The sequence below is a fragment of the Halomonas sp. LBP4 genome, assembly GCF_003202205.1.
GTDB lineage: Bacteria > Pseudomonadota > Gammaproteobacteria > Pseudomonadales > Halomonadaceae > Halomonas > Halomonas flagellata.
On record NZ_PDOG01000003.1, the window covers coordinates 468,809 to 490,314 of the forward strand.

Sequence of the window (21,506 nt, forward strand, 5' to 3'; positions counted from 1 at the left end):
ACGCTGCCGCTCCCTATGGGGCCATGCCGCCGACATGGATAGCGAAAGGGCCAACATCGAGAAATACCCGGTCATGGAGAATTTTACTTGTCGAATGCCGATCAAATCCCTTCCCGCACCCGGGTCAAGCTCTGTGGCATGACCCGCGCGCAGGACGTCGATGCCGCCGTGGCGGCGGGGGCCGATGCCCTGGGCTTCGTGCTCTGGCCCGGCAGCAAGCGGGCCATCGACGAGGCGCGCCTGGCCGAACTCACCGCGCGGGTGCCGGCCTTCGTCACCCGGGTGGGGCTCTTCGTTGACCAGGAGCCCGGGCTGATCCACCGCTGTGCGGCGCATCTCGACCTGCTGCAGTTCCACGGCGACGAGTCCCCCGAAGCCTGCGCCGCTTTCGCCCGGCCCTGGATCAAGGCGCTGCGCATGCGCGACGGCCTCGACCTGCACGCCCTCGCCGCTGCCCATGACGGCGCCCGGGCCCTGCTGCTGGACGCCTACCGACCCGGGGTGCCGGGTGGCACCGGCGCCACCTTCGACTGGTCGCGAATCCCCGCAGGCCTGGCAAAACCTGTTATTCTCGCGGGGGGCCTGACCCCCGACAACGTGGCCGAGGCGGTCGTCCGTGTGCAGCCCTTCGCGGTCGACGTCTCGGGCGGCGTGGAGGCCGCCCCCGGGGTCAAGGATGCCGGGCGCATCGCGGCCTTCCTGCAGGCCGTTCGGCGAGGCGACGCGCTCCGCGCCGCGGGTGATGCCCAGTGTCCCGGCACGCCTGATCCTTGAAGCAAGAGTTTTCAACCACCAGCCCCTTTCTGGCGACCTGTGAGGTGTCTTTCGTGAGCAAGTTCAGTGACCTGACCCGACTACCGGATGCCCGTGGCCACTTCGGCCCCTACGGCGGCCGGTTCGTCTCGGAGACCCTGAGCTTCGCCCTGGACGATCTGGCCAAGACCTACCTGAGTCTTCGCGACGATCCGGCGTTCCAGGCGGAATTCGACTATGACCTGGCTCATTACGTGGGCCGTCCTTCACCGCTCTATCACGCCGAGCGGTGGTCGAAGCAGCTCGGCGGGGCGCAGATCTGGCTCAAGCGCGAGGACCTGAACCACACCGGTGCCCACAAGGTGAACAACACCATCGGCCAGGCGCTGCTCGCCAAGAAGAGCGGCAAGCCGCGGGTGATCGCCGAGACCGGCGCCGGCCAGCACGGCGTGGCCACCGCCACCGTGGCGGCACGCCTGGGGCTGTCGTGCGACGTCTACATGGGGGCCGAGGACGTGGAGCGCCAGAAGCTCAATGTCTATCGCATGCGCCTGCTCGGGGCCAACGTCATTCCGGTGACGTCCGGCACTCGCACCCTGAAGGACGCCATGAACGAGGCGCTGCGCGACTGGGTCACCAATGTCGACGACACCTTCTACATCATCGGTACCGTGGCGGGCCCGCATCCCTATCCGATGCTGGTGCGCGACTTCAACGCCGTGGTCGGCCGCGAGGCGCGCCGCCAGTCGCTGGAGGAGTTCGGCAAGCTGCCCGATGCGCTGATCGCCTGCGTCGGCGGCGGTTCCAACGCCATGGGGCTCTTCTACCCCTTCGTCGAGGACGACGAGGTGGCGATGTACGGCGTCGAGGCCGGCGGCGACGGCGTCGAGACCGGTCGCCATGCCGCCCCGCTGGCCTCCAATGCCCCCCGCGGCGTGCTGCACGGCAACCGGACCTACCTGATGTCCGACGAGGGTGGCCAGGTCTCCGATACCCACTCGATCTCCGCCGGGCTCGACTATCCGGGCGTCGGCCCCGAGCACGCCCTGTGGAAGGACGTGGGTCGCGTCAACTACGTGGCCGCCAACGACGAGGCGGTGCTCGAGGCCTTCCGCGAGCTGACCCGGATCGAGGGCATCATGCCGGCGCTGGAGTCCGCCCATGCCCTGGCCCATGCCAAGGTGCTGGCGCCCTCCATGCGGCCCGACCAGCAGATCGTGGTCAACCTCTCCGGCCGTGGTGACAAGGACATCATGACCGTGGCAAAGATCGACGGGATCGAATTCTAGATGACGGCCCATACCATGAATCGTATCGACCAACGCTTCGCCGCGCTCAAGGCCCAGGGCCGACGCGCGCTGATTCCCTACATCACCGCCGGCGATCCGGCGCCCGAGCACACCGTGACCTTCATGCACGCCCTGGTGGAGGCGGGGGCCGATGTCATCGAGCTCGGCGTGCCGTTCTCCGATCCCATGGCCGACGGCCCGGTGATCCAGAAGGCCTGCGAGCGGGCCCTCAGGCACGGCGTGCGCCTCGCCCACCTGTTCGAGATGGTGCGCGAGTTCCGCCAGACCGACAGCACCACCCCGGTGGTACTGATGGGCTACCTCAACCCCATGGAGCGGATCGGCCTCGAGGCCTTCGCCGAGCAGGCCGCGACGGCCGGCGTCGACGGCGTGCTGACCGTCGACATGCCGCCGGAGGAGGCCGAGGAGTTCGGCCCCGTGCTCAAGGCCCGGGGGCTGGCCTCGATCTTCCTGGTGGCCCCTACCACTTCCAGCGCCCGGGCCGCTACAATATGCGCCCACGGTGAAGGCTACCTCTACTATGTGTCGCTGAAGGGCGTGACGGGCTCGGCGACCCTCGATGCCGAGGACGTGGCCAGTCACCTGGCGCCGCTGCGCGAGATGACCGAGCTGCCGCTCTGCGTCGGCTTCGGCATCCGTGACGGTGCCTCGGCGGCGGAAGTGGGCAGGGTGGCCGACGGGGTGATCGTGGGCTCGGCCCTGGTCAGCCGCATCGCCGCCAACGCCGAGACGCCGGAGGCGATTCCCGCCGAGCTCAAGGCGGTGCTGGGCGAGATGCGCCAGGCCCTGGACGCCTCGAGCGGCGCCTGACAACGGCCTTCGACAGATTCGATCCACGCGCCCGGGATACCGGGCGCCGACCAGATGACGGAACCCTTTCTGACATGAGCTGGCTAGACAAGATCGTGCCCTCCAGGGGGCGCATCCAGCGCAAGGATCGCCGGGCGAGCGTGCCCGACGGCCTGTGGCGCAAGTGCCCCAAGTGCGAGGCGGTGCTCTATCTCCCCGAACTCGAGAAGCACCACAACGTCTGCCCCAAGTGCGACCATCACCTGCGCCTGACCGCGCGCAAGCGGCTCGACTGGTTCCTCGACAAGGAGGGGCGCGAGGAACTGGCCGCCGGGGTGGAGCCGGTGGATCGCCTCAAGTTCCGCGACTCCAAGAAGTACAAGGACCGCCTGGCGGCGGCCCAGAAGGAGACCGGCGAGAAGGACGCCCTGATCGCCATGCGGGGCACCCTCGATGGCCTGCCGGTGGTGGTGGTCTCCTTCGAGTTCACCTTCATGGGCGGCTCCATGGGCGGCGTGGTGGGCGAGAAGTTCGTGCGTGCCGCCACCGTGGCCCTGGAGGAGGGCATCCCGCTGATCTGCTTCTCCGCCTCCGGCGGGGCCCGCATGCAGGAGGCGCTGTTCTCGCTGATGCAGATGGCCAAGACCTCGGCGGCGCTCGAGAAGCTCAAGCAGGCCGGCGTGCCCTATATCTCGGTGCTCACCGACCCGGTGTTCGGCGGTGTCTCGGCATCGCTGGCCATGCTCGGCGACCTCAATGTGGCCGAGCCCAATGCCCTGATCGGCTTCGCCGGTCCCCGGGTCATCGAGCAGACCGTGCGCGAGAAGCTTCCCGAGGGCTTCCAGCGCAGCGAGTTCCTGCTCGAGCATGGCACCGTGGACATGATCGTCCACCGCCGCGAGATGCGCGATCGCCTCGGCGGCGTGCTGCGCAAGCTGACCCATCAGCCGGCCATCGGCCTGGCCGAGGAGGGGGAGCCCGAGCTCGACCTGGTGGATGCCGCCGAACAGGCCCAGGCCACCGCCGATTATACCCTGACCCTTCCCGAGCATGAGGCCCCCGCGCGCGCCGAAGGCGAGGAAGTGGGGCGTGACGACCGCGCCGATGGCCCGCGCTGACCGCTATCGCCATGAGTGATGCCGCCCTGCCCACTTCCCTCGACGCCTGGCTGGCCCGGCTGGAAGCGGCCCATCCGGTTGGCATCGACCTCGGCCTCGAGCGCGTGGCCGAGGTCGCCCGGCGCATGGGCCTGCTCGAGGCGCCGATCGCCGGGCGGGTGATCACCGTGGCGGGGACCAATGGCAAGGGCTCCACGGTGGCCATGCTCGAGGCGCTGGCCCGGGCCCATGGCGTCTCCACGGCCGCCTATACCTCCCCCCATCTGCTGCGCTACAACGAGCGTCTGCGCCTGGACGGGAAGGAGGCCGACGATGCCCTCCTGATCGCCGGTTTCGAGGCCGTCGAGGCCGCGCGCCTCGACGGCGAGCCGGTGAGCCTGACCTATTTCGAGGTCGGCACCCTCGGCGCGCTCTGGGCCATTGCCCGTCGGCCTCCCGACCTGGCGATCCTCGAGGTGGGGCTCGGGGGGCGGCTCGATGCGGTGAACGTGATCGACCCCGACGTCGCGGTGGTGACCACCGTGGCCCGGGACCATGCCGCCTTCCTCGGCGACGACCTGCAGGGCATCGGCCGCGAGAAGGCCGGCATCCTGCGCGCCGGACGCCCGGCCGTGCTGGGCAGCACGACGCTGCCGGCGAGCGTCAAGGCGGTGGCGAGCGAGCTGGGCGCTCGGGTTTACGCCCTGGACGAAGCGTACTGGCGCCAGGGTGATGGTGAGGGTTGGGGGTTCTCTGGACGTGTTGCCGAGGTGGCGCCTTTGGGGTCTGACCCCACAGGCGAGGCCTCTCATCAGGCCCGTCCTGACTCCAGGGGAGTCCTTGCCCTTGGCGGGTTACCCGACCCCGGCCTGCCGCTGGACAACGCGGCCACGGCCCTGCAGGCCCTGGCGCTCGCCGGGGTGCCCCTGGAGCTGGGCTCCTGCCGCCGGGCCCTGAGCCGGGTCGCGTTGCCCGGTCGCATGCAGTGGCTGGGCCGGTGGTGCCTGGACGTGGGGCACAATCCCCATGCGGCGACCTATCTTGCCGAGCGGCTACTGGCGCGCCCCTGCGACGGCCGCACCATCGCCCTGCTCGGCATGCTCGGTGACAAGGATGCCGACGGCGTGATGGCGGCGCTGGCCCCGGCGGTGGACGCCTGGGTGCCGGTCGGTCTGGCCGGCGAGCGGGCCCGCACCGCCGATGACCTCGCCGAGCGCCTCGTCGCCCGCGGCGCGGAAGTATGGCACCGCGCCGCGTCCCCCGCCGAAGGGGCCTCCTGGCTGGCCGCCCGCCTTGCCCCCGAGGACCGGGTGCTGGTGTGCGGTTCCTTCTTCACCGTGGGCGAGGTACTGGCATGGTGGCAGTCGTCGGCGCAGACTGAAGCGGATGAGACGACCATCGAGGGAGCCCCATGAAGTACGGAATGCGAGAACGCCTCAGTGGAGCCGTGATCCTGATCGCCCTGGCGGTGATCTTCGTCCCCATGCTGTTCGACGAGCCTGCCCCGCGCAGCGAGCGCCCCCAGCCGGTGCTGACCATCGAGCAGCCCGTCGACGTCGAGCGCCATGACGTACCGGATCCGCAGCCTCCCGCGAGCCTGGGGCAGATCGAGTCGCCTTCGGTCCTCACGCCCCGGACAGCGGAGGAGGGCGAGCCAGCCTCCGTCGACGAGCCAGCCATGGCCGAGGTGCCGCCCGAGGAAACGCCGGACGAGGCATCCGAGGAGGTCACGGCGGAGGCCGCCGAGGCGGTCGCGTCGCCCGAGTCCGAGCCGGCGCGCGAGGACGCCGACCCCATCGCGGAACTGGCCCGGGCCGCCGACCAGCGCCTCGCCGAGAGTTCGCGCCACACCGAGAGCGAGGCGGCAGCGCCGACGCCGGCGGCCTCTACCGGCGAGTGGGCGGTGCAAGTGGGCAGCTTCGGCGAACCGGCCAATGCCGAGCGTCTCGAGGCGCGGCTCGGGGAGCAGGGCTTCACGGTCTTCAGCCGCCCACGTGACAACCTGACCACCGTCTATGTGGGACCCTATGACTCCTCGGAGGACGGGGAGCGCGCCATGGGCGAGCTCAAGGAACGGGCCAACCTGCAGGGCCTGCTGGTGCGGGTGAGAGAGTGAGCATGGCGCTGACCTGGGTCGATTGGAGCTTTCTCGCCGTGCTGGCCGTGACCACCGTGACCGGTTTCCTGCGCGGGCTGATCCGCGAGGCGCTGGGCCTGGCGGCGTGGATCATCGCGCTGCTCGCAGCGCGGCTGCTGGCCGAGCCGGTGGCGGACCTGATGACGGGCCTGGTCGACAACCCCGATGCTCGCCTGGTGCTGGCCTTCATCCTGGTGATATTCGGCGTGGTGCTGCTGTGCGGTATCGTCATTCGCCTGGTGCATGCCGCCGTCGAGTGGGTCGGCATGGGGCTGTTCAACCGGGTGATGGGGGCCGCCTTCGGTACCGCCAAGGGGGCGGCGATCCTGGTGCTGGGCACCATCCTGATCACCCTCACGCCATTGGCCCAGCTCGAGGCGTGGCAGGAGGCCGAGCTGCGTCCGGCCTTCGAGCAACTGCGCGACTGGGCGGTGAGCCAGCTCGAGGCGTGGGAGGGGCGCATTCCCGAGACGCCCGAGTCCCTGGGCGAGATGTCCCTGCCCGGCAACGATCGCCAGGCCGACATCGAGCCGGAGGCCGACCCGGCGACGACGATCCCCTGACATATGAATTCGGGACGGGCTACGGTCACGTCTCATCAAGGCAAGCGAGGTAAGGTGGTATGTGCGGTATCGTGGGCCTGATGGCCAAGCAGGCGGTGAACCAGGGCATCTATGACGCCCTGACGGTGCTCCAGCATCGCGGACAGGATGCCGCCGGCATGATGACCTGGCATGAGGGCCGTTTCCTGTTGCGCAAGAGCAACGGCCTGGTGCGGGACGTCTTCCATACTCGCCACATGACGCGCCTCAAGGGCAACGTGGGCATCGGCCATGTGCGCTACCCGACCGCCGGTTCCGCCAGCGAGGCAGAGTCGCAGCCCTTCTACGTCAATTCGCCCTACGGCATCTCGCTGGCCCACAATGGCAATCTGACCAACTCCGACCAGCTCAAGCAGGAGCTGTTCTCCTCCGACCTGCGTCATATCAACACCAGCTCCGACTCCGAGGTGCTGCTCAACGTCTTCGCCCACGAGCTGGGCAAGCAGGGGCTGCACCTCGAGCCCGGCGACATCTTCGACTCGGTACGGCGCGTGTACCGCCGCTGCAAGGGCGGCTATGCCGCGGTGGCGATCATCAACGGCGTCGGCATGGTCGCCTTCCGCGACCCCCACGGCATTCGCCCGGTGGTGTTCGGTATCCGCGACGAGGGCCAGGGGCAGGAGGTGATGATCGCCTCCGAGTCGGTGGCGCTCGACGTGGGTGGCTTCGAGCTGCACCGCGACCTGGACCCGGGCGAGGCGATCTTCGTCGACATGACCGGCACCATTCATACCCAGCAGTGTGCCGACCGGCCGCGGCTCGCGCCCTGCATCTTCGAGCACGTCTACCTGGCGCGCCCCGACTCCATCCTCGACGGCGCCTATGTCTACGGCACCCGCATGCAGATGGGGCGCAAGCTCGGCGATCGCATCCAGAGCGAGTGGCCGGAGCACGACATCGACGTGGTGATCCCGATTCCCGATACCTCGCGCACCTCGGCCCTCGAGCTCGCCCAGCACCTGGGGGTGACCTACCGTGAAGGCTTCATGAAGAATCGCTATATCGGGCGGACCTTCATCATGCCCGGCCAGACCCAGCGCAAGAAGTCGGTGCGCCAGAAGCTCAACGCCATCGACATCGAGTTCAAGGGCAAGAACGTGCTGCTGGTGGACGACTCCATCGTGCGCGGCACCACCTGCAAGCAGATCATCCAGATGGCCCGGGAAGCCGGCGCCAACAAGGTCTACTTCGCCTCGGCCGCGCCGCCGGTGCGCTACCCCAACGTCTACGGCATCGACATGCCGGCGGCCAGCGAGCTGATCGCCCATGGCCGCAGCGAGGCCGAGGTGGGCGAGCTGATCGGTGCCGACCGCATCTTCTACCAGGATCTCGAGGACCTGAAGGCCGCCTGCCGCGAGGTGAATCCGACCCTCGAGCAGTTCGACTGCTCGGTGTTCGACGGCAACTACGTCACCGGCGACATCGACGAGGCCTATCTCTCGGACCTGGAGGCCTCGCGCAACGACGCCGCCAAGCAGGAGCAGAGTGCCGGCGACCATGCCCTGGTGGGGATGCACAACCAGGACGACGACATCGATGACTGAGGGGCCGACCATGCACGATGACCAGACACCGGACTGGGACCTGGAGACCCTGGCGATACGCGCCGGCCACCAGCGTACCCATGAGCAGGAGCACGGCGAGCCGATCTTCCCGACCTCGAGCTTCGTCTATGGCAGCGCGGCCGAGGCCGCGCGCAAGTTCGGTGGCGAGGAACCGGGCAACATCTACTCGCGTTTCACCAATCCCACGGTGCGCACCTTCGAGCAACGCCTGGCGGCCATGGAAGGGGGCGAGCGTTGCGTGGCCACCAGCTCGGGCATGGCGGCGATACTGGCCACCGCCCTGGCGCTGCTGCAGGCCGGCGACGAGATCGTCGCCTCGCGCTCGCTGTTCGGCTCCACCGTCAGCCTGTTCGACAAGTACCTGGGCAAGCTCGGCATCACCACCCGCTACGTGGAGCTGTCGAACCTCGACGCCTGGGAGGCGGCCATCACCCCGGCGACCAAGCTGCTGTTCGCCGAGACGCCCTCCAACCCGCTTTCCGAGGTGGTCGACATCGCGGTGTTGGCCGATCTCGCTCACCGCCATGACGCGCTGCTGGCCATCGACAACTGCTTCCTGACCCCGGCGCTGCAGAAGCCCATCGAACTGGGTGCCGACCTGGTGATCCACTCCGCCACCAAGTACCTGGACGGCCAGGGCCGGGCCATCGGCGGGGCGGTGGTGGGGCGTGACGCCGAGCTCGAGGAGTTGTTCGGCGTGGTACGCACCTGCGGCCCCTGCCTGAGCCCCTTCAACGCCTGGATCTTCACCAAGGGCCTCGAGACCCTGAACCTGCGCATGCGCGCCCACTGCGACAACGCCCAGGCCCTGGCCGAGTGGCTGGAAGCCCACCCGGCGGTAGCGCGGGTCCACTACAGCGGGTTGCCGAGCCACCCCCAGCATGCACTGGCCGCCCGTCAGCAGCGGGGCTTCGGTGCGGTGATCGGCTTCGAGGTGAAGGGCGGTCGCGAGGTGGCCTGGTCGGTGATCGATGCCACCCGCCTGCTCTCGATCACCGGCAACCTGGGCGACGTCAAGTCCACCATCACCCATCCCGGTACCACCACCCACGGCCGGCTTTCCGACGACCAGAAGGCGTCCGCCGGCATCACTGAGGGGCTGATCCGCGTGGCGGTGGGCCTCGAGGCCCTCGACGACATCCGTGCCGACCTGGCCCGCGGCCTCGACGCCCTGGCTTAAGCGGACCTCGCTTTGCGTAACCGCGATGGCCATGGCCCGCGCCACCGTGTGATGGTACGGGCGTCGTCGCTGGGCGGGAGCTAACGGTTTTTCCGAATGGTGCATTCGGCTTTTTTCAGCGGATGCTGATGATGCGCTACGGTATGCTTCTCGCCATCGTCATCGAGGCACCCGAGGAACGAGACCATGTGGCGCAATACGGAGAGTGGCTGGGGACTCGTCAGCATCCTGCTGCACTGGATCCTGGCGATCGCCATCGTCGGCCTGTTCGCCCTGGGCTGGTGGATGACCGGCCTGGGCTACTATGACAGCTGGTACAACCTGGCCCCCTGGTGGCACCGCTCCATCGGCATGCTGGTGCTGTTCGCCACCCTGCTGCGGCTGGCCTGGCGTTTCATCCAGCCGACGCCGGCCGGCCGCGGCCATCGTCTCGAGCGCCTCGCCGCCCACCTCGGCCATATCGCCCTCTATGTGCTGATGCTGATGGTGCTGGTCAGCGGCTACCTGATCTCCACCGCCGACGGCCATGGGATCGGGGTATTCGGCCTCTTCGAGGTGCCGGCGCTGGTCAGCGACCTGCCCAACCAGGCCACCCTGGCCGGCGAGGTCCACTGGTACAGCGCCCTGGCGTTGATCCTGCTCGCGGCGGGCCATGCCCTGGCCGCCTTCAAGCACCATCTCGTCAATCACCACGACGTGCTCAGGCGAATGATCAATCCGGCGCATTCCCGGCGACCCTGAGCCGGGCGCCCCCGTGTAAGTTCCGCCCCCGGGTGGACCCGATCCCAAGGAGACATCACCGATGCTGAAGAAGACCGCCCTTGCCACCGCCTTGGCCGCCGCGGCCTTGGTACCGCTTTCCCAGGCCCAGGCCGACGACTACGCGATCGACACCGAAGGCCAGCACGGCTTCATCCAGTTCAAGATCAACCATCTCGGCTATTCCTACATCCTCGGCAACTTCGAGGAGTTCTCGGGCCAGTTCCAGTACGACCCCGAGAATCTCGAGGCTGCCAGCGTCGAGATGGAGGTGCAGGTGGACAGCCTGAACACCAACAACGCCGAGCGCGACAAGCACTTCCTCAGTAGCGACTTCCTGGATGCCGGCGAGTATCCGACCGCTACCTTCGTCTCCACCGGCTTCACGCCTAACGGCGACGACGATGGCATGCTGACCGGTGACCTGACCCTGCACGGCGAGACCCGCGAGATCGAGATGCCGGTGACCCTGATGGGCGAGGGCGAGGATCCCTGGGGGGGCTATCGGGCCGGCTTCGAGGGTTCCGCCATGCTGACCCTGGCCGATTTCGGCATCGACATGAGCGACTTCCCGGAGGCGATGCACGAGCTCGAGCTCTACGTGACCTTCGAGGGCGTACGCCAGTAAGCTCCCCGTTACCCCGTAACGACGACACCCCCGGGCCCTCGGCCCGGGGGTGTCGTGTTTGTGGTGGAGGCGCCGCATCGGGAGCCTCCCTCCCGACGCGGGATCTGCTCAAGCGCCTTCGTTGAGGACCGCGTCGGGGAAGTGGCGCCGCAGGATGCGGTTCTGGAAGTCATCCACGAAGCGGCTGTTGATGATGATGATGAAGCGCTCGAAGGGCGCGTCGGGGTCATCCTGGGCGATCCCGTCCACACTGTGGAAGATACGATCATCTCGCAGGTGCAGGATATCGCCGGGGGCCAGGGTGGCGTCCGCGAGGGGGTGGCTACCGGCCTTGTCGGCGTAGAGGTGGTTGTCTGCGCCGCTCACGTTCTCCCGCTTGAGCACCAGGATGCTGAGGGCCTTGCAGCCATCGGCATGGATACCCTGGCCCTGCAATGGGTCGACCCGGCCCTCGCCGCGGACTCCGGTGATCTGCATCAGGATCGGCTCGTTGGCGCCGAGGTTCCACAGCCTCGCCCAGGCGCGCACGAAGGCCTTGACGTCGGGGCGGGCCAGGAAGTCGGGCGTCAGGGGATCGTAGTAACGCAGGCGGTCGGCCATGCTCTCGGCGTCGTTGAAGGCACCGCCCTGTGCCATGGGGCAGTGCCCCATCTCCTTGACGTCGCCCAGCTCATCGAGTGCCAGCCAGGACATGCGTTTCCAGCGACGGTTGACGTAGGGGTCCCGGGGAAGGTCGTCGGTGAAGGCCTGCCAGGCCTCCAGGTCCAGGCGTGAGCGCACCTCGGTCAGTGCCCAGTCCTGTTGCGCCAGCGAGGTGGCCACTGTCGAAGGCCAGTAGTTTGCCAGCAGATCAATGGGCATGCCGGTGAGGTCGAAGCCATACTTCAGGGTCTCGAGTTTCATGAGAGTTTTCTCCTGTCGATAGGGCAGAATTGCCCGTGCGCTGTCGGACAAAAGTCCGACCCACAGAAGAAAAATGAAAATAAATGCAATGAAATGTCAAAGAAATGTACTTATAATTTACAAATGTGGTGATGGATCTCGACCAGTGGTATGGGATAGTCGGGACCACTCCGATCAGGGATGTAGGAGATTGGCGACAGGGAGGTGTAGGATATAAGAGCTAGGCGCCAGCATGATCAGGCCTCCCGGCCTTGATCCTTGATGGTTGGCTGGCGCCGTTCCCGACGAAGAGGATGTGAATGTTCGCCCGCGACTCCCGTCTCAGGCAGTGGCTGGGACAGTGGCTGCCGAAACGGCCGGTGACTCGACTCGCTTCGCCTGCCACCGCAGGGGGTGGCCAGGGAGACGTGGAGCGTGTTCGGCGCCAGTATCTGGAGAGCGAGCAGCGTTTCAGGGCGTTGCTGGAGAGCCTGCCGAAGGTGGCGGTGCAGGGGTACGACCGCCACCGTCGCGTGATCTACTGGAACGAGGCCAGCACTCGTCTCTACGGTTACGCGCCGGATGAGGCGCAGGGGGAGTTGCTCGAGGACCTGATCATTCCCGACGTCATGCGCGATGGCGTCATTGCGGCCCATCGAGCGTGGATACACGAAGGCGTCGAGATTCCCGCAGGCGAGCTGGAGCTCAAGCATCAGAGTGGTGAGTTGGTTCCCGTCTTCTCCCACCACGTCATGCTCAACGAGCACACCGACGAGCCACTCATGTTCTGTGTCGACGTGGACCTCTCCGACCAGAAGCGGGCCCATCGCGATCTGGAGTTCGCCACTCGCTTCGATCGCCTGACCCACCTGCCCAACCGCCAGACCTTCGAGGCGAATCTCGACGAGGTCCTCGACGGGTGTCGCCGACGGGGTCTCGGCCTGGCGCTGCTCTACCTCGACATCGATCGCTTCGTCGAGATCAACGATGCCCTCGGCTACGAGGAGGGGGATCGCCTGCTGATCGAGCTGAGCCGACGACTGAGCGAGCAACTGCGAGCCACGGACCTGATGTCGCGGGTCTCGAGTGACGAGTTCGTGCTGGCGTTTCCCGGCCTGCACAGGGAAGACGATGTCATGCGTGTCCTGCACAAGGTGCAGGAGGTCTTCCGGCGGCCCTTCGGCCTGGAGGGACACAAACGCGGCATCACGGCGAGCCTGGGGATCTGCCTGTTTCCCGACAACGGCAACGGTGCCCGCGAGCTGATCCGCAATGCCGATGTGGCCAAGAACCGGGCCAAGCTGGAGGGGCGAGGGGGGCTGCAGTTCTTCCACCAGCATCTGCACGACGAGCTGGTACGACAGCACCGCCTGGCCGAAAGCCTCGAGCTTGCCCTCGACAACGATGAACTTTCCCTGCACTATCAGCCTCAGGTGTCGGCGGTCAGTGGCCAGATCGAGAACCTCGAGGCCTTGCTGCGATGGACGCCGCTCCATGGGCAACCGGTCTCGCCCCAGGAGTTCATTCCCGTCGCCGAGCGTTCCGGGCTGATCCATCGCCTGGGCGACTGGGTCATGCAGGAGGCTTGCCGGCAGCGGGCGTTGTGGCGGGATGCCGGCGTGAAGCTGGAGCGCATCGACATCAACTTTTCCGGACGGCAGATGGGGCGGCACGATGTCTTCGAGCGACTCGAGGCCCACCTTCGTCGCTACCGTCTCGGGCCGCGAGAGATCGGTATCGAGCTCACCGAGAACGTGCTGATCGAAGCCGATGCGCGCATCCTCGAGGGATTGCGTTCCCTGCACCATCGCGGCTTCCGCATCGCCATCGACGACTTCGGTACCGGCTACTCGTCACTGAGCTACCTGAAGCAGTTCCCGGTGACATCCTTGAAGATCGACCGCTCCTTCGTGCGGGATGGACCCGGGCAGCCCGAGGATCGCGCCATCATGGAGGCGGCGGTCTTCATCGGCCATCGCCTGGGGCTCGAGGTCGTGGCCGAGGGGGTCGAGAACGCCGAGCAGCTCGCCCTGGTCCGCGAGATACACTGCGATCTGGTACAGGGCTTCTATTTCTATCGCCCCATGCCCGCCGCTGCCATCGAGCGGCTGCTGCTCGTCGGGGTGGTGCCGAGTCTCGGAAGCCTGTTGAGCTGAGCACGGTGCGACTCTTGCGTAGAATACGGCGTTCACTCCCGCACAGCTGGCCGTAGGCGAATCGACTATAATTACGGATTAATATTAAATATAATCCTGCTTGTTGTTGAAAATACATTTATATGAATTGGATATAGATGGATAAACAGCATCATCCACTGGATAGGTTTCCCTATACTCCTTCCGTCGCCCGGCACCTGTGCCGGGCGACCTGCGTTGCGGCAGCGATCACAAGCACTAGGCCATCCAACAACGGAAGCCAAGGGAGGAGAACCCATGAAGGTACTGATTCTCGGCAGCGGTGTCGTCGGCGTCACCAGTGCCTACTACCTGGCCCGCCAGGGCCACGAGGTCACGGTGGTGGATCGCCAGCCGTCCCCGGCGCTGGAGACCAGCTACGGCAACGCCGGTCAGGTCTCCTTCGGCTTCTCCTCGCCCTGGGCGGCCCCCGGCATCCCGCAAAAGGCGGTCAAGTGGATGTTCCAGGAACATGCCCCGCTGAAGATCCAGCCGAAGATGGATCCGACCATGGCGCGTTTCATGATGCAGATGCTCGGCAACTGCAACCCCGAGCGCTATGCGGTGAACAAGGAGCGCATGGTGCGGGTGGCCGAGCACAGCCGGGCCTGCATCAATGCCCTGCGCGAGGAGACCGGCATCCGCTACGAGGATCGCCAGCGCGGCCTGCTGCAGCTGTTCAGGAGCGAAGCGCAGGTGGAAGCCGTGGGCAAGGACATGAAGGTGCTCGAGCAGTGCGGCGTGCGCCACCGGCTGCTGGGGGGCGACGAGCTCGCCGCGGTGGAGCCGGCGCTCGCCCGCGTGCCCGGCAAGTTCGTCGGTGGCCTGCACCTGCCCGACGACCAGACCGGCGACTGCTATCTCTTCGCCAACCGCCTGGCGGATCACTGCCGCGAGCGGCTCGGCGTCGAGTTCCGCTTCAACGTCGAGATCCAGCGCCTCAAGCGCTCGGCGGGCCGCATCGAGAGCGTGGTGACAAACGTTGGTGAGCTGACCGCCGATGCCTATGTGGTCTGCCTGGGCAGCTACTCGCCCTTCCTGGTCAAGGACATGGACATCCGGCTGCCGATCTACCCGGTCAAGGGCTACAGCCTGACCGTGCCGGTGACCGACGACGGCGGCGCCCCCCAGTCCACGGTGATGGACGAGAGCTTCAAGGTGGCGATCTCGCGCTTCGACGACCGCATCCGGGTGGGCGGTACCGCCGAGTTGGCCTCCTATAATCTCGACCTGCTGGAGAGGCGCCGGGCGACCATCAGCATGGTGGTGAGCGACATCTTCCCCGAGGGCGGCGACGTGGCGAAGGCCGAGTTCTGGACCGGCCTGCGGCCGATGACCCCGGATTCCACCCCGATCATCGGCGCCACCCGGGTCGACAACCTCTGGCTGAACACCGGCCACGGCACCCTGGGCTGGACCATGAGCTGCGGCAGCGGCCAGTTGCTGGCCGACCTGATGAGCGGTCGTGGGCCTGCCATCGACCCGAGTGGCCTCGACGTCTCACGCTACGCGGCTTGAACTTCCCTTCTGTCCTGCCCCTCGACACCGGACCCATGGGTCCGGTGTCGCCTTTTCTGTCTCCTCATGCCGACAGCGTCGGCCCTTACTCCGACTAGGCAGAAGCGCGTCTCACCCCCCCATGGCTGTTGGCAGGTGGCGACGTTCTGGCGAGATTTTGGCAATGAATGGCCAGGTATGGAAACACTGTTTACTTTTATCACATTGAAAATAAAGCATAATAAGTCATGCTGGCACGGAGATGGCATTGTCATGGCCAGGATGAAGCCCGTGTCGACGGGCGGCTCACGGAAGAGCCTCCAGATTCACTGCATTGAAGCGCCCGGCACACGCCGGTGCCGACAAGGAGACGCCATGAAACTCAAGACTCTCGCCGCAAGCATGACGCTGGCTTTCGCCGGCCTGTCCGGTACGGTGGCCCAGGCCGAGGCGACCAGTCTGGGGGTGGGCATTCAGCATGACACTACTGCTGCCGCAACGCTGGGCGGTGTCGCCAGCGAATCCACCTTGCTGGCCGCCGCTGGCACCGAGGCCGGCGCCGACATCGGGTTGGAAGCCGAGGCGGGCAGCGATACCGGGCTGGAAGCCGAGGCCGAAGCTGGTTACGACACCGAGGCCGAAGCTGGCTATGACGCCGAGGCCGAAGCTGGTTACGACGCGGAGGCCGAAGCTGGCTACGACGCCGAGGCCGGCTACGATGCCGGGATGGAGGCGGACACCGAGGCCAGGACCCAGGCGCCGGGGCTGGATAGAGCCAGCGAGCGCGCCGCCGATCAGGCCAAGGAGCAGATCGACATGAATCGCGAGCGTCTGAGAGGCGCCACCGACGAGACCCTGGAGGGCGGCGTCGAGGCCGATATCGAAGCGGAGGCCGAGTCGTCGATCGGGACGTACTGAACAAGGGCAGATCAAGGGATCACGGGGGCGCCATCAGGCGCCCCCGTCGCGTCTGGCCACCCGCAGGGTCTGCTGGGTGGGCGTTGCGGATCAGTCCGCCTAAGAGGGCGGCGTGACAGTTGCGGGGAGGCGGCGACAACGAAAACGCCCGGGCAAGGGCCCGGGCGTGTCGGCTGGTCGGGGCGTGGCGGTCAGTTGACCGCGGCGATCGCCTTGGCCAGGTAGGGCAGGTTCTCCTGGGAGAAACCGGCCACGTTGGCGCGACCCGAGCGCACCATGTAGATGCCGAACTCATCGCGCAGGCGGTCGACCTGGTCGGGGGTCAGGCCGGTGTAGGAAAACATGCCGCGCTGCTCGGCCACGCAGTGGTACTTCTGGTCCAGGCCGTAAGGCTTGAGGGCCTCGACGAAGTCGCGCCGCAGGGTGTTGATGCGGTCGCGCATCTCGGTCAGCTCCTCGCGCCAGACCGCCGCCAGCTCGGCGGAGTAGAGGGTCTCGATGACGATGGAGCTGCCGTGGGCCGGCGGGTTGGAGTAGTTCTCGCGGGCCACGATGGCCATCTGCGAGCGCACGTTCTCCATCTGCTCGTGGTCCTTCGCCACCACGATCAGGCAGCCGGTCCGTTCATTGTAGATGCCGAAGTTCTTGGAGCAGGAGCTGGTGATCATCACCTCGTCGAGGCTCTCGGCCAGCAGGCGCACCGCGTAGGCGTCCTCGTCGAGCCCCTCGCCGAAGCCCTGGTAGGCGAAGTCGATCACCGGCAACAGGTTGCGCTCCTGGATCACCTCGAGCACCTGCTTCCACTGTTCCCGGGAGAGGTCGAAGCCGGTGGGGTTGTGGCAGCAGGCGTGCAGCAGGATCACGTCGCCGTGGGGAATCGTCTTGATGGTCGCCAGCATGCCGTCGAAGTTGAGGCGGTTCTCGGCGTCGACATAGGGGTACTTGTGCAGCTCGATGCCGGCGGCCGGGAAGATGCCCAAGTGGTTCGGCCAGGTGGGATCGCTGACCCAGATGCCCTTGCCGGGAAGACGGGACTTGATGAAGTCGGCCGCCAGGCGCAACGCACCGGTACCACCGGGTGACTGGGTAGCGCTGGCACGACCGGCCTCGAGCACCGGAGAGCCCTCGCCCAGTACCATGGGCAGGATCGCCTGACCGTAGCGAGGATCGCCATGGGAGCCGATATAGGCCTTGGTGGTCTCGTTCTTGAGCAGCAGCGCCTCGGCTTCCTTGACCGCACGCATCACCGGCGTGTTGCCTTGGGCGTCCTTGTAGACGCCGACGCCGAGATCGACCTTCTGGGGGTTGGTATCCTTCTTGAAGGCCTCGATCAGCCCGAGGATGGCATCCCCGGGGACCCGCTCAATGTGTTCGAACATTTATTTCGCTACCTCGTCGGTTCTGGCGGCAAGAATGAAATCGTTCTTGTGCAGGCCCTTCAGCTCGTGCGACCACCAGGTCACGGTGACCTTGCCCCATTCGGTCAGCAGGGCCGGATGATGCCCCGCATCCTCGGCGATCTCGCCGATGCGATTGGTGAAGTCCAGGGCCTGCTTGAAGTTGCGGAACTTGTAGACCCGCTCCAGCTGCATGATGCCATCGCGCTCGACGATCTGCCACTCGGGGATGTCCTTCTTGAAGGCCTCGATCTCGGCCTCGGTGACAGGGGGGGCGTCCCCGCTGCAGACCTCGCACTGCTGTTCGGAAAGCTGGCTCATGGTATCTCCTTGTCGTGTCGAAAGGTCGTCAGGCGCTCGCCTTGCCGGTGCTCGGGGCCGGTTCGAAGCGAGGTTCGAAGAGCCCCAGCTCCATGGCCCGGTGCACCATGCCCATGATGTCCTGCCTCGAAAGGTCGTGCAGGGTGGTGAGGGCGTCAAGCACGTAGTAGAGCGGCTGCAGGATGTCGATGCGATAGGGGGTACGCATCGCTTCCACCGGGTCGAAGGGCAGGTGCTCCGGGACCTCGGAGAGGGCGTACAGGGTCTCCTTGTGTGAGGAGATGATGCCGCCGCCATAGATGCGCCGCCCGGACGGTGTGTCGACCAGGCCGAACTCCACGGTCATCCAGTAGAGCCGCGCCAGATAGACCCGCTCCTTGTGCGTGGCCGCCTGGCCCAGCCGCCCGTAGGTGGCGGTGAACTCGGCGAAGGAGGGATCGGTGAGCATCGGGCAGTGGCCGAAGAGCTCGTGGAAGATGTCCGGTTCCTTGAGGTAATCCATCTCCTCTGGGGTGCGGATGAAGGTGGCCACCGGGAAGCGCCGGTTGGCGAGCAGGTCGAAGAAGGTGTCGAAGGGGATCAGCGCGGGTACCTGGGCGGTGCGCCAGCCGGTGGCGTCCTGCAGCACTCGGTCCACCTCGCCGAGCTGGGGGATACGGTCCTCGGGCAGGGCCAGGCGCTCCAGGCCGTCAAGGTACTGCTGACAGACGCGGCCCTCGATGATCGCCAACTGGCGCTGCATCAGGGCCTGCCAGGTGGCGTTCTCGGTGTCGCTGTAGACGATATGGCCCTGGTCGTCGGGCAGCCGGGCGCGGTAGCCGGTCTTGCTGACGCACTCACTGTGGGGAGAGGTCGTTACCGTCATGGGGCGCTCCGTGATGTTTGCGGCTGTGATACTGCGTTAGTCGTCGAGTACTAGGCATCGTTCTATCGTTCTGGAGTCTAGAAGGCCAGCGGGAGGGTCAGGGGACGAGCTGGGAGAGTATGACGATCGAAAGGGCGGTCATGGTCGTAAGGGAATCGTGACGGTGAGGGGCCGATGAGGGGGGCTGACATGGGAACCGCGCCATCACGGTGATTGAGTCGGGGTGAGTGTCACGTTATCTTTACAGGAGAGTCACGCCGACGTGACGACTTTCATGACGACGAGGGGCACTTCCCGATGCGCCTGAGGTTTCACTGCCAGAACCGGGTGGGCATACTGCGCGACATCGTCGCCCCCTTCGCCGACTACGGGCTCAACGTGGCGCGTGGCGAAGTGGGGGGCGAGCACGGCAACGCCATCTACCTGCACGTGCCCAACCTGCTCAACGCCCAGCTCACCACCCTGAAGCCCGAGCTGGAGGCGGTACCCGGGGTGTTCGGCGTGCGTCGCGTCAGCCTGATGCCCAGCGAGCGCCGCCACCTGGAGCTCGACGCCCTGCTCTCGTCGCTCTCCGACCCGGTGATGTCCATCGACATGGAGGGCCACATCGTGGCGGCCAATCGTGCCGCCGGCCAGCTGCTCGGCGTGCGCATCGACGAGGTGCCGGGCCTCTCGCTCGACCGCTACCTGCCTGACCTCGACCTGCCGGCGCTGATCCGGCGCAACAACGCCCGGGTCAATGGCCTGCGCATCAAGCTGCGCGACGCCACCTTCCTCGCCGACATCGCCCCCCTGCATCGCGAACACCAGGATGACGTGGCCTCGCTGGCCGGCGCCGTGGTGACCCTGCACAGCGCCGATCGCATCGGCGAGCGCATCTACCATGTGCAGCGCCAGGAGCTGCGCGGCTTCGAGGCGATCTTCCAGGCCAGCCCCCGGCTCCAGGCGTTGATCCGCGAGGCCCGACGCATGGCGCCGCTGGATGCACCGCTGCTGATCCAGGGCGAGACCGGTACCGGCAAGGAGTTGCTGGCGCGGGCCTGCCACCTGGCCGGCGCCCGGGGCCAGGCGCCGTTCATGGCGCTCAACTGCGCCGGCCTGCCGGAATCCATGGCCGAGACTGAGCTGTTTGGTTATGCCTCCGGGGCCTTCGAGGGCGCACGGCCCGAGGGCAAGCTGGGCCTGCTGGAGCTGACCGCTGGCGGTACCATCTTCCTCGACGAGGTGGGCGAGATGAGCCCCCGGCTGCAGGTCAAGCTGCTGCGATTCCTGCAGGATGGCGGCTTCCGGCGGGTGGGCAGCGACGAGGAGACCTGGCTCGACGTGCGGGTGATCTGTGCCACCCAGCAGGACCTGCCGCGGCTCTGCGCCGAAGGCCACTTCCGCCAGGACCTCTACCACCGCCTCAACGTGCTCTCGCTGACGGTGCCGCCGCTGCGCGAGTGCCGCGACGGCATCGAGGCACTCGCCGCCCACTTCATCGACCGTGCCGCCCGGCAGATCGGCTGTCGCCTGCCGGCGCTCTCGCCGGCGGCCCTGGCGAGGCTTTCCGCCTACCACTGGCCGGGCAACGTGCGCCAGCTCGAGAACGTGCTCTTCCAGGCGGTCTCGCTGTGCGAGGGCGACACCATCGAGGCCTCGCACCTGCGCCTGCCGGACGTGGGCGAGGCGCCGGGGCTGGCCGGCATCGACCTGGAGGGCTCGCTTGCCGAGATCCTCGGCGAGGTGGAGCGTCGGGTGCTGGCGGCCCTCTATCCGCAACACCCCTCCAGCCGCCAGCTGGGCAAGCGGCTCGGGGTCTCCCATACCACTATCGCCAACAAGCTCAAGCGCCATGGCCTCGGTGCCGGAGAGGAGTGAGCGGCAGGCTGCTAGAGTAAGGGCATCCGGGCCAGGAGCACCGTGATGCCTGACGATGCCCATACTCGCCTGACCGGGGGGCGCCGGCCGCGGGCAGGCCTGCCCCTCTGGCTGAAGCTGGCGTTTACCGCCTGGATCCTCGGCTGGGCGCCCACCTACTGGGTGCTGCTCGGGCCGCAGAACTACTTCTGGCTGTGCAACCTGGCCAATTTCCTGATCCTGGTGGGGCTGTGGCGGGAGCATCGCCTGCTGCTCTCCATGCAGTGGCTGGCGGTGTCCCTGGTGGGTAGCCTCTGGGCGGTGGACGTGGGCACGGCCTGGCTGACCGGGATGCACCCCATCGGCGGCACCGAGTACATGTTCGACGAGAACCAGCCGCTGCTGACCCGCATGATGTCGCTCTACCATCTGATTCTGCCGCCGGTGGCCGGCTTCGCCCTCTGGCGGCTCGGCTACGATCGCCGGGCGCTGGCCTGGCAGACCGGCCTCACCTGGCTGGTGGTTCCCCTGAGCTATGTCTTCACTGACCCCGAGCGCAATATCAATTGGGTGCACGGGCCCTTCGGCCAGCCCCAGGACAGCCTGGATCCGCTGGTCTATCTGGCCGGCCTGACGCTGCTGTGGCCGGTGGCGGTCTATCTGCCGGTGCATCTGCTGATGATCGGCCTGCAGCATTGGCGCGCCCGCCATCGCCATTGAGCCTGCCGCGTTCGCCCCCGGCTCGCGCGAGTCGGTGTCGGGCTTTCTGCTATCGTCTGAGTTTGTGACAGTG

20 protein-coding genes are annotated in these 21,506 nt (G+C 66.9%); 16 read left to right on the plus strand and 4 right to left on the minus strand.

All coding sequences use genetic code 11. From position 1 onward, the window contains the following. The first annotated feature begins 138 nt into the window (after positions 1 to 138). The 11 genes from CR157_RS12540 to CR157_RS12590 all read left to right on the plus strand — a co-directional run bounded on the left by CR157_RS12540 (position 139) and on the right by CR157_RS12590 (position 10,820). On the plus strand, positions 139 to 774 hold the full coding sequence (locus CR157_RS12540; protein ID WP_110284029.1) for a phosphoribosylanthranilate isomerase: 636 nt from the start codon (positions 139 to 141) through the stop codon (positions 772 to 774). A 53-nt stretch (positions 775 to 827) separates the two neighbouring features. Beyond that, positions 828 to 2,042: a tryptophan synthase subunit beta gene (trpB, locus tag CR157_RS12545; protein WP_181422051.1), complete on the plus strand. Its 1,215-nt coding sequence runs from the start codon at positions 828 to 830 to the stop codon at positions 2,040 to 2,042. 15 nt (positions 2,043 to 2,057) lie between these two features. Then, positions 2,058 to 2,873: a tryptophan synthase subunit alpha gene (gene trpA, locus CR157_RS12550; protein ID WP_110284031.1), complete on the plus strand. Its 816-nt coding sequence runs from the start codon at positions 2,058 to 2,060 to the stop codon at positions 2,871 to 2,873. Between the two features lie 74 nt (positions 2,874 to 2,947). Continuing rightward, a complete protein-coding gene (accD, locus tag CR157_RS12555; RefSeq protein ID WP_258364151.1) occupies positions 2,948 to 3,970 on the plus strand; it encodes an acetyl-CoA carboxylase, carboxyltransferase subunit beta in 1,023 nt (340 codons plus the stop codon). An 11-nt stretch (positions 3,971 to 3,981) separates the two neighbouring features. Beyond that, positions 3,982 to 5,364 carry a bifunctional tetrahydrofolate synthase/dihydrofolate synthase gene (gene folC / locus CR157_RS12560; protein WP_110283857.1) on the plus strand — a complete coding sequence of 461 codons (1,383 nt, stop codon included), beginning with the start codon at positions 3,982 to 3,984 and terminating at the stop codon, positions 5,362 to 5,364. Positions 5,365 to 5,372: 8 nt separating this feature from the next. Beyond that, entirely contained in the window at positions 5,373 to 6,065 is a 693-nt protein-coding gene (locus CR157_RS12565) for an SPOR domain-containing protein (RefSeq protein ID WP_258364152.1), read from the plus strand. A 2-nt stretch (positions 6,066 to 6,067) separates the two neighbouring features. Beyond that, positions 6,068 to 6,649, plus strand: a complete 582-nt coding sequence (locus CR157_RS12570) for a CvpA family protein (RefSeq protein ID WP_110283859.1) — start codon at positions 6,068 to 6,070, stop codon at positions 6,647 to 6,649. A 59-nt stretch (positions 6,650 to 6,708) separates the two neighbouring features. Next, complete coding sequence (purF, locus tag CR157_RS12575) at positions 6,709 to 8,232, plus strand: amidophosphoribosyltransferase (protein WP_110283860.1); 1,524 nt, start codon at positions 6,709 to 6,711, stop codon at positions 8,230 to 8,232. Positions 8,233 to 8,242: 10 nt separating this feature from the next. Further along, the gene (locus tag CR157_RS12580) at positions 8,243 to 9,433 is read left to right on the plus strand and encodes an O-succinylhomoserine sulfhydrylase (protein ID WP_110284032.1); all 1,191 of its coding nucleotides are present in this window, start codon (positions 8,243 to 8,245) and stop codon (positions 9,431 to 9,433) included. Between the two features lie 186 nt (positions 9,434 to 9,619). Then, entirely contained in the window at positions 9,620 to 10,174 is a 555-nt protein-coding gene (locus tag CR157_RS12585) for a cytochrome b (protein WP_110283861.1), read from the plus strand. A gap of 61 nt (positions 10,175 to 10,235) precedes the next feature. Further along, positions 10,236 to 10,820 (plus strand): YceI family protein, encoded by a 585-nt coding sequence (locus CR157_RS12590; protein ID WP_110283862.1) that lies wholly within the window; start codon positions 10,236 to 10,238, stop codon positions 10,818 to 10,820. Positions 10,821 to 10,928: 108 nt separating this feature from the next. Here the strand turns inward: CR157_RS12590 and CR157_RS12595 are convergent, their stop codons facing one another. Beyond that, positions 10,929 to 11,723, minus strand: a complete 795-nt coding sequence (locus CR157_RS12595) for a 2OG-Fe dioxygenase family protein (RefSeq protein ID WP_110283863.1) — start codon at positions 11,721 to 11,723, stop codon at positions 10,929 to 10,931. 299 nt (positions 11,724 to 12,022) lie between these two features. Between CR157_RS12595 and CR157_RS12600 the strand changes: the two genes are divergently transcribed. From CR157_RS12600 to CR157_RS22615, 3 genes are all read left to right on the plus strand, one after another. Next, on the plus strand, positions 12,023 to 13,858 hold the full coding sequence (locus CR157_RS12600; protein ID WP_110283864.1) for a putative bifunctional diguanylate cyclase/phosphodiesterase: 1,836 nt from the start codon (positions 12,023 to 12,025) through the stop codon (positions 13,856 to 13,858). Between the two features lie 216 nt (positions 13,859 to 14,074). After that, entirely contained in the window at positions 14,075 to 15,394 is a 1,320-nt protein-coding gene (locus CR157_RS12605; protein ID WP_110283865.1) for a D-amino acid dehydrogenase, read from the plus strand. Between the two features lie 354 nt (positions 15,395 to 15,748). Further along, positions 15,749 to 16,291 carry a hypothetical protein gene (locus tag CR157_RS22615; protein WP_181422052.1) on the plus strand — a complete coding sequence of 181 codons (543 nt, stop codon included), beginning with the start codon at positions 15,749 to 15,751 and terminating at the stop codon, positions 16,289 to 16,291. Positions 16,292 to 16,482: 191 nt separating this feature from the next. Here CR157_RS22615 and CR157_RS12615 read toward each other — a convergent pair whose 3' ends face one another. From CR157_RS12615 to phhA, 3 genes are read right to left on the minus strand one after another with little or no spacing between them, the layout of a single operon-like run. Further along, the gene (locus CR157_RS12615; RefSeq protein ID WP_110283866.1) at positions 16,483 to 17,670 is read right to left on the minus strand and encodes an amino acid aminotransferase; all 1,188 of its coding nucleotides are present in this window, start codon (positions 17,668 to 17,670) and stop codon (positions 16,483 to 16,485) included. Continuing rightward, positions 17,671 to 18,009 carry a 4a-hydroxytetrahydrobiopterin dehydratase gene (locus CR157_RS12620; RefSeq protein ID WP_110283867.1) on the minus strand — a complete coding sequence of 113 codons (339 nt, stop codon included), beginning with the start codon at positions 18,007 to 18,009 and terminating at the stop codon, positions 17,671 to 17,673. It lies immediately after the preceding gene. A 28-nt stretch (positions 18,010 to 18,037) separates the two neighbouring features. After that, positions 18,038 to 18,874: a phenylalanine 4-monooxygenase gene (gene phhA / locus CR157_RS12625; protein ID WP_110283868.1), complete on the minus strand. Its 837-nt coding sequence runs from the start codon at positions 18,872 to 18,874 to the stop codon at positions 18,038 to 18,040. Positions 18,875 to 19,171: 297 nt separating this feature from the next. Between phhA and CR157_RS12630 the strand changes: the two genes are divergently transcribed. Both CR157_RS12630 and CR157_RS12635 read left to right on the plus strand, forming a co-directional pair. Beyond that, positions 19,172 to 20,734 (plus strand): sigma-54-dependent transcriptional regulator, encoded by a 1,563-nt coding sequence (locus CR157_RS12630; RefSeq protein ID WP_110283869.1) that lies wholly within the window; start codon positions 19,172 to 19,174, stop codon positions 20,732 to 20,734. A 45-nt stretch (positions 20,735 to 20,779) separates the two neighbouring features. Further along, the gene (locus CR157_RS12635) at positions 20,780 to 21,433 is read left to right on the plus strand and encodes a hypothetical protein (RefSeq protein ID WP_110283870.1); all 654 of its coding nucleotides are present in this window, start codon (positions 20,780 to 20,782) and stop codon (positions 21,431 to 21,433) included. Positions 21,434 to 21,506: the final 73 nt, after the last annotated feature.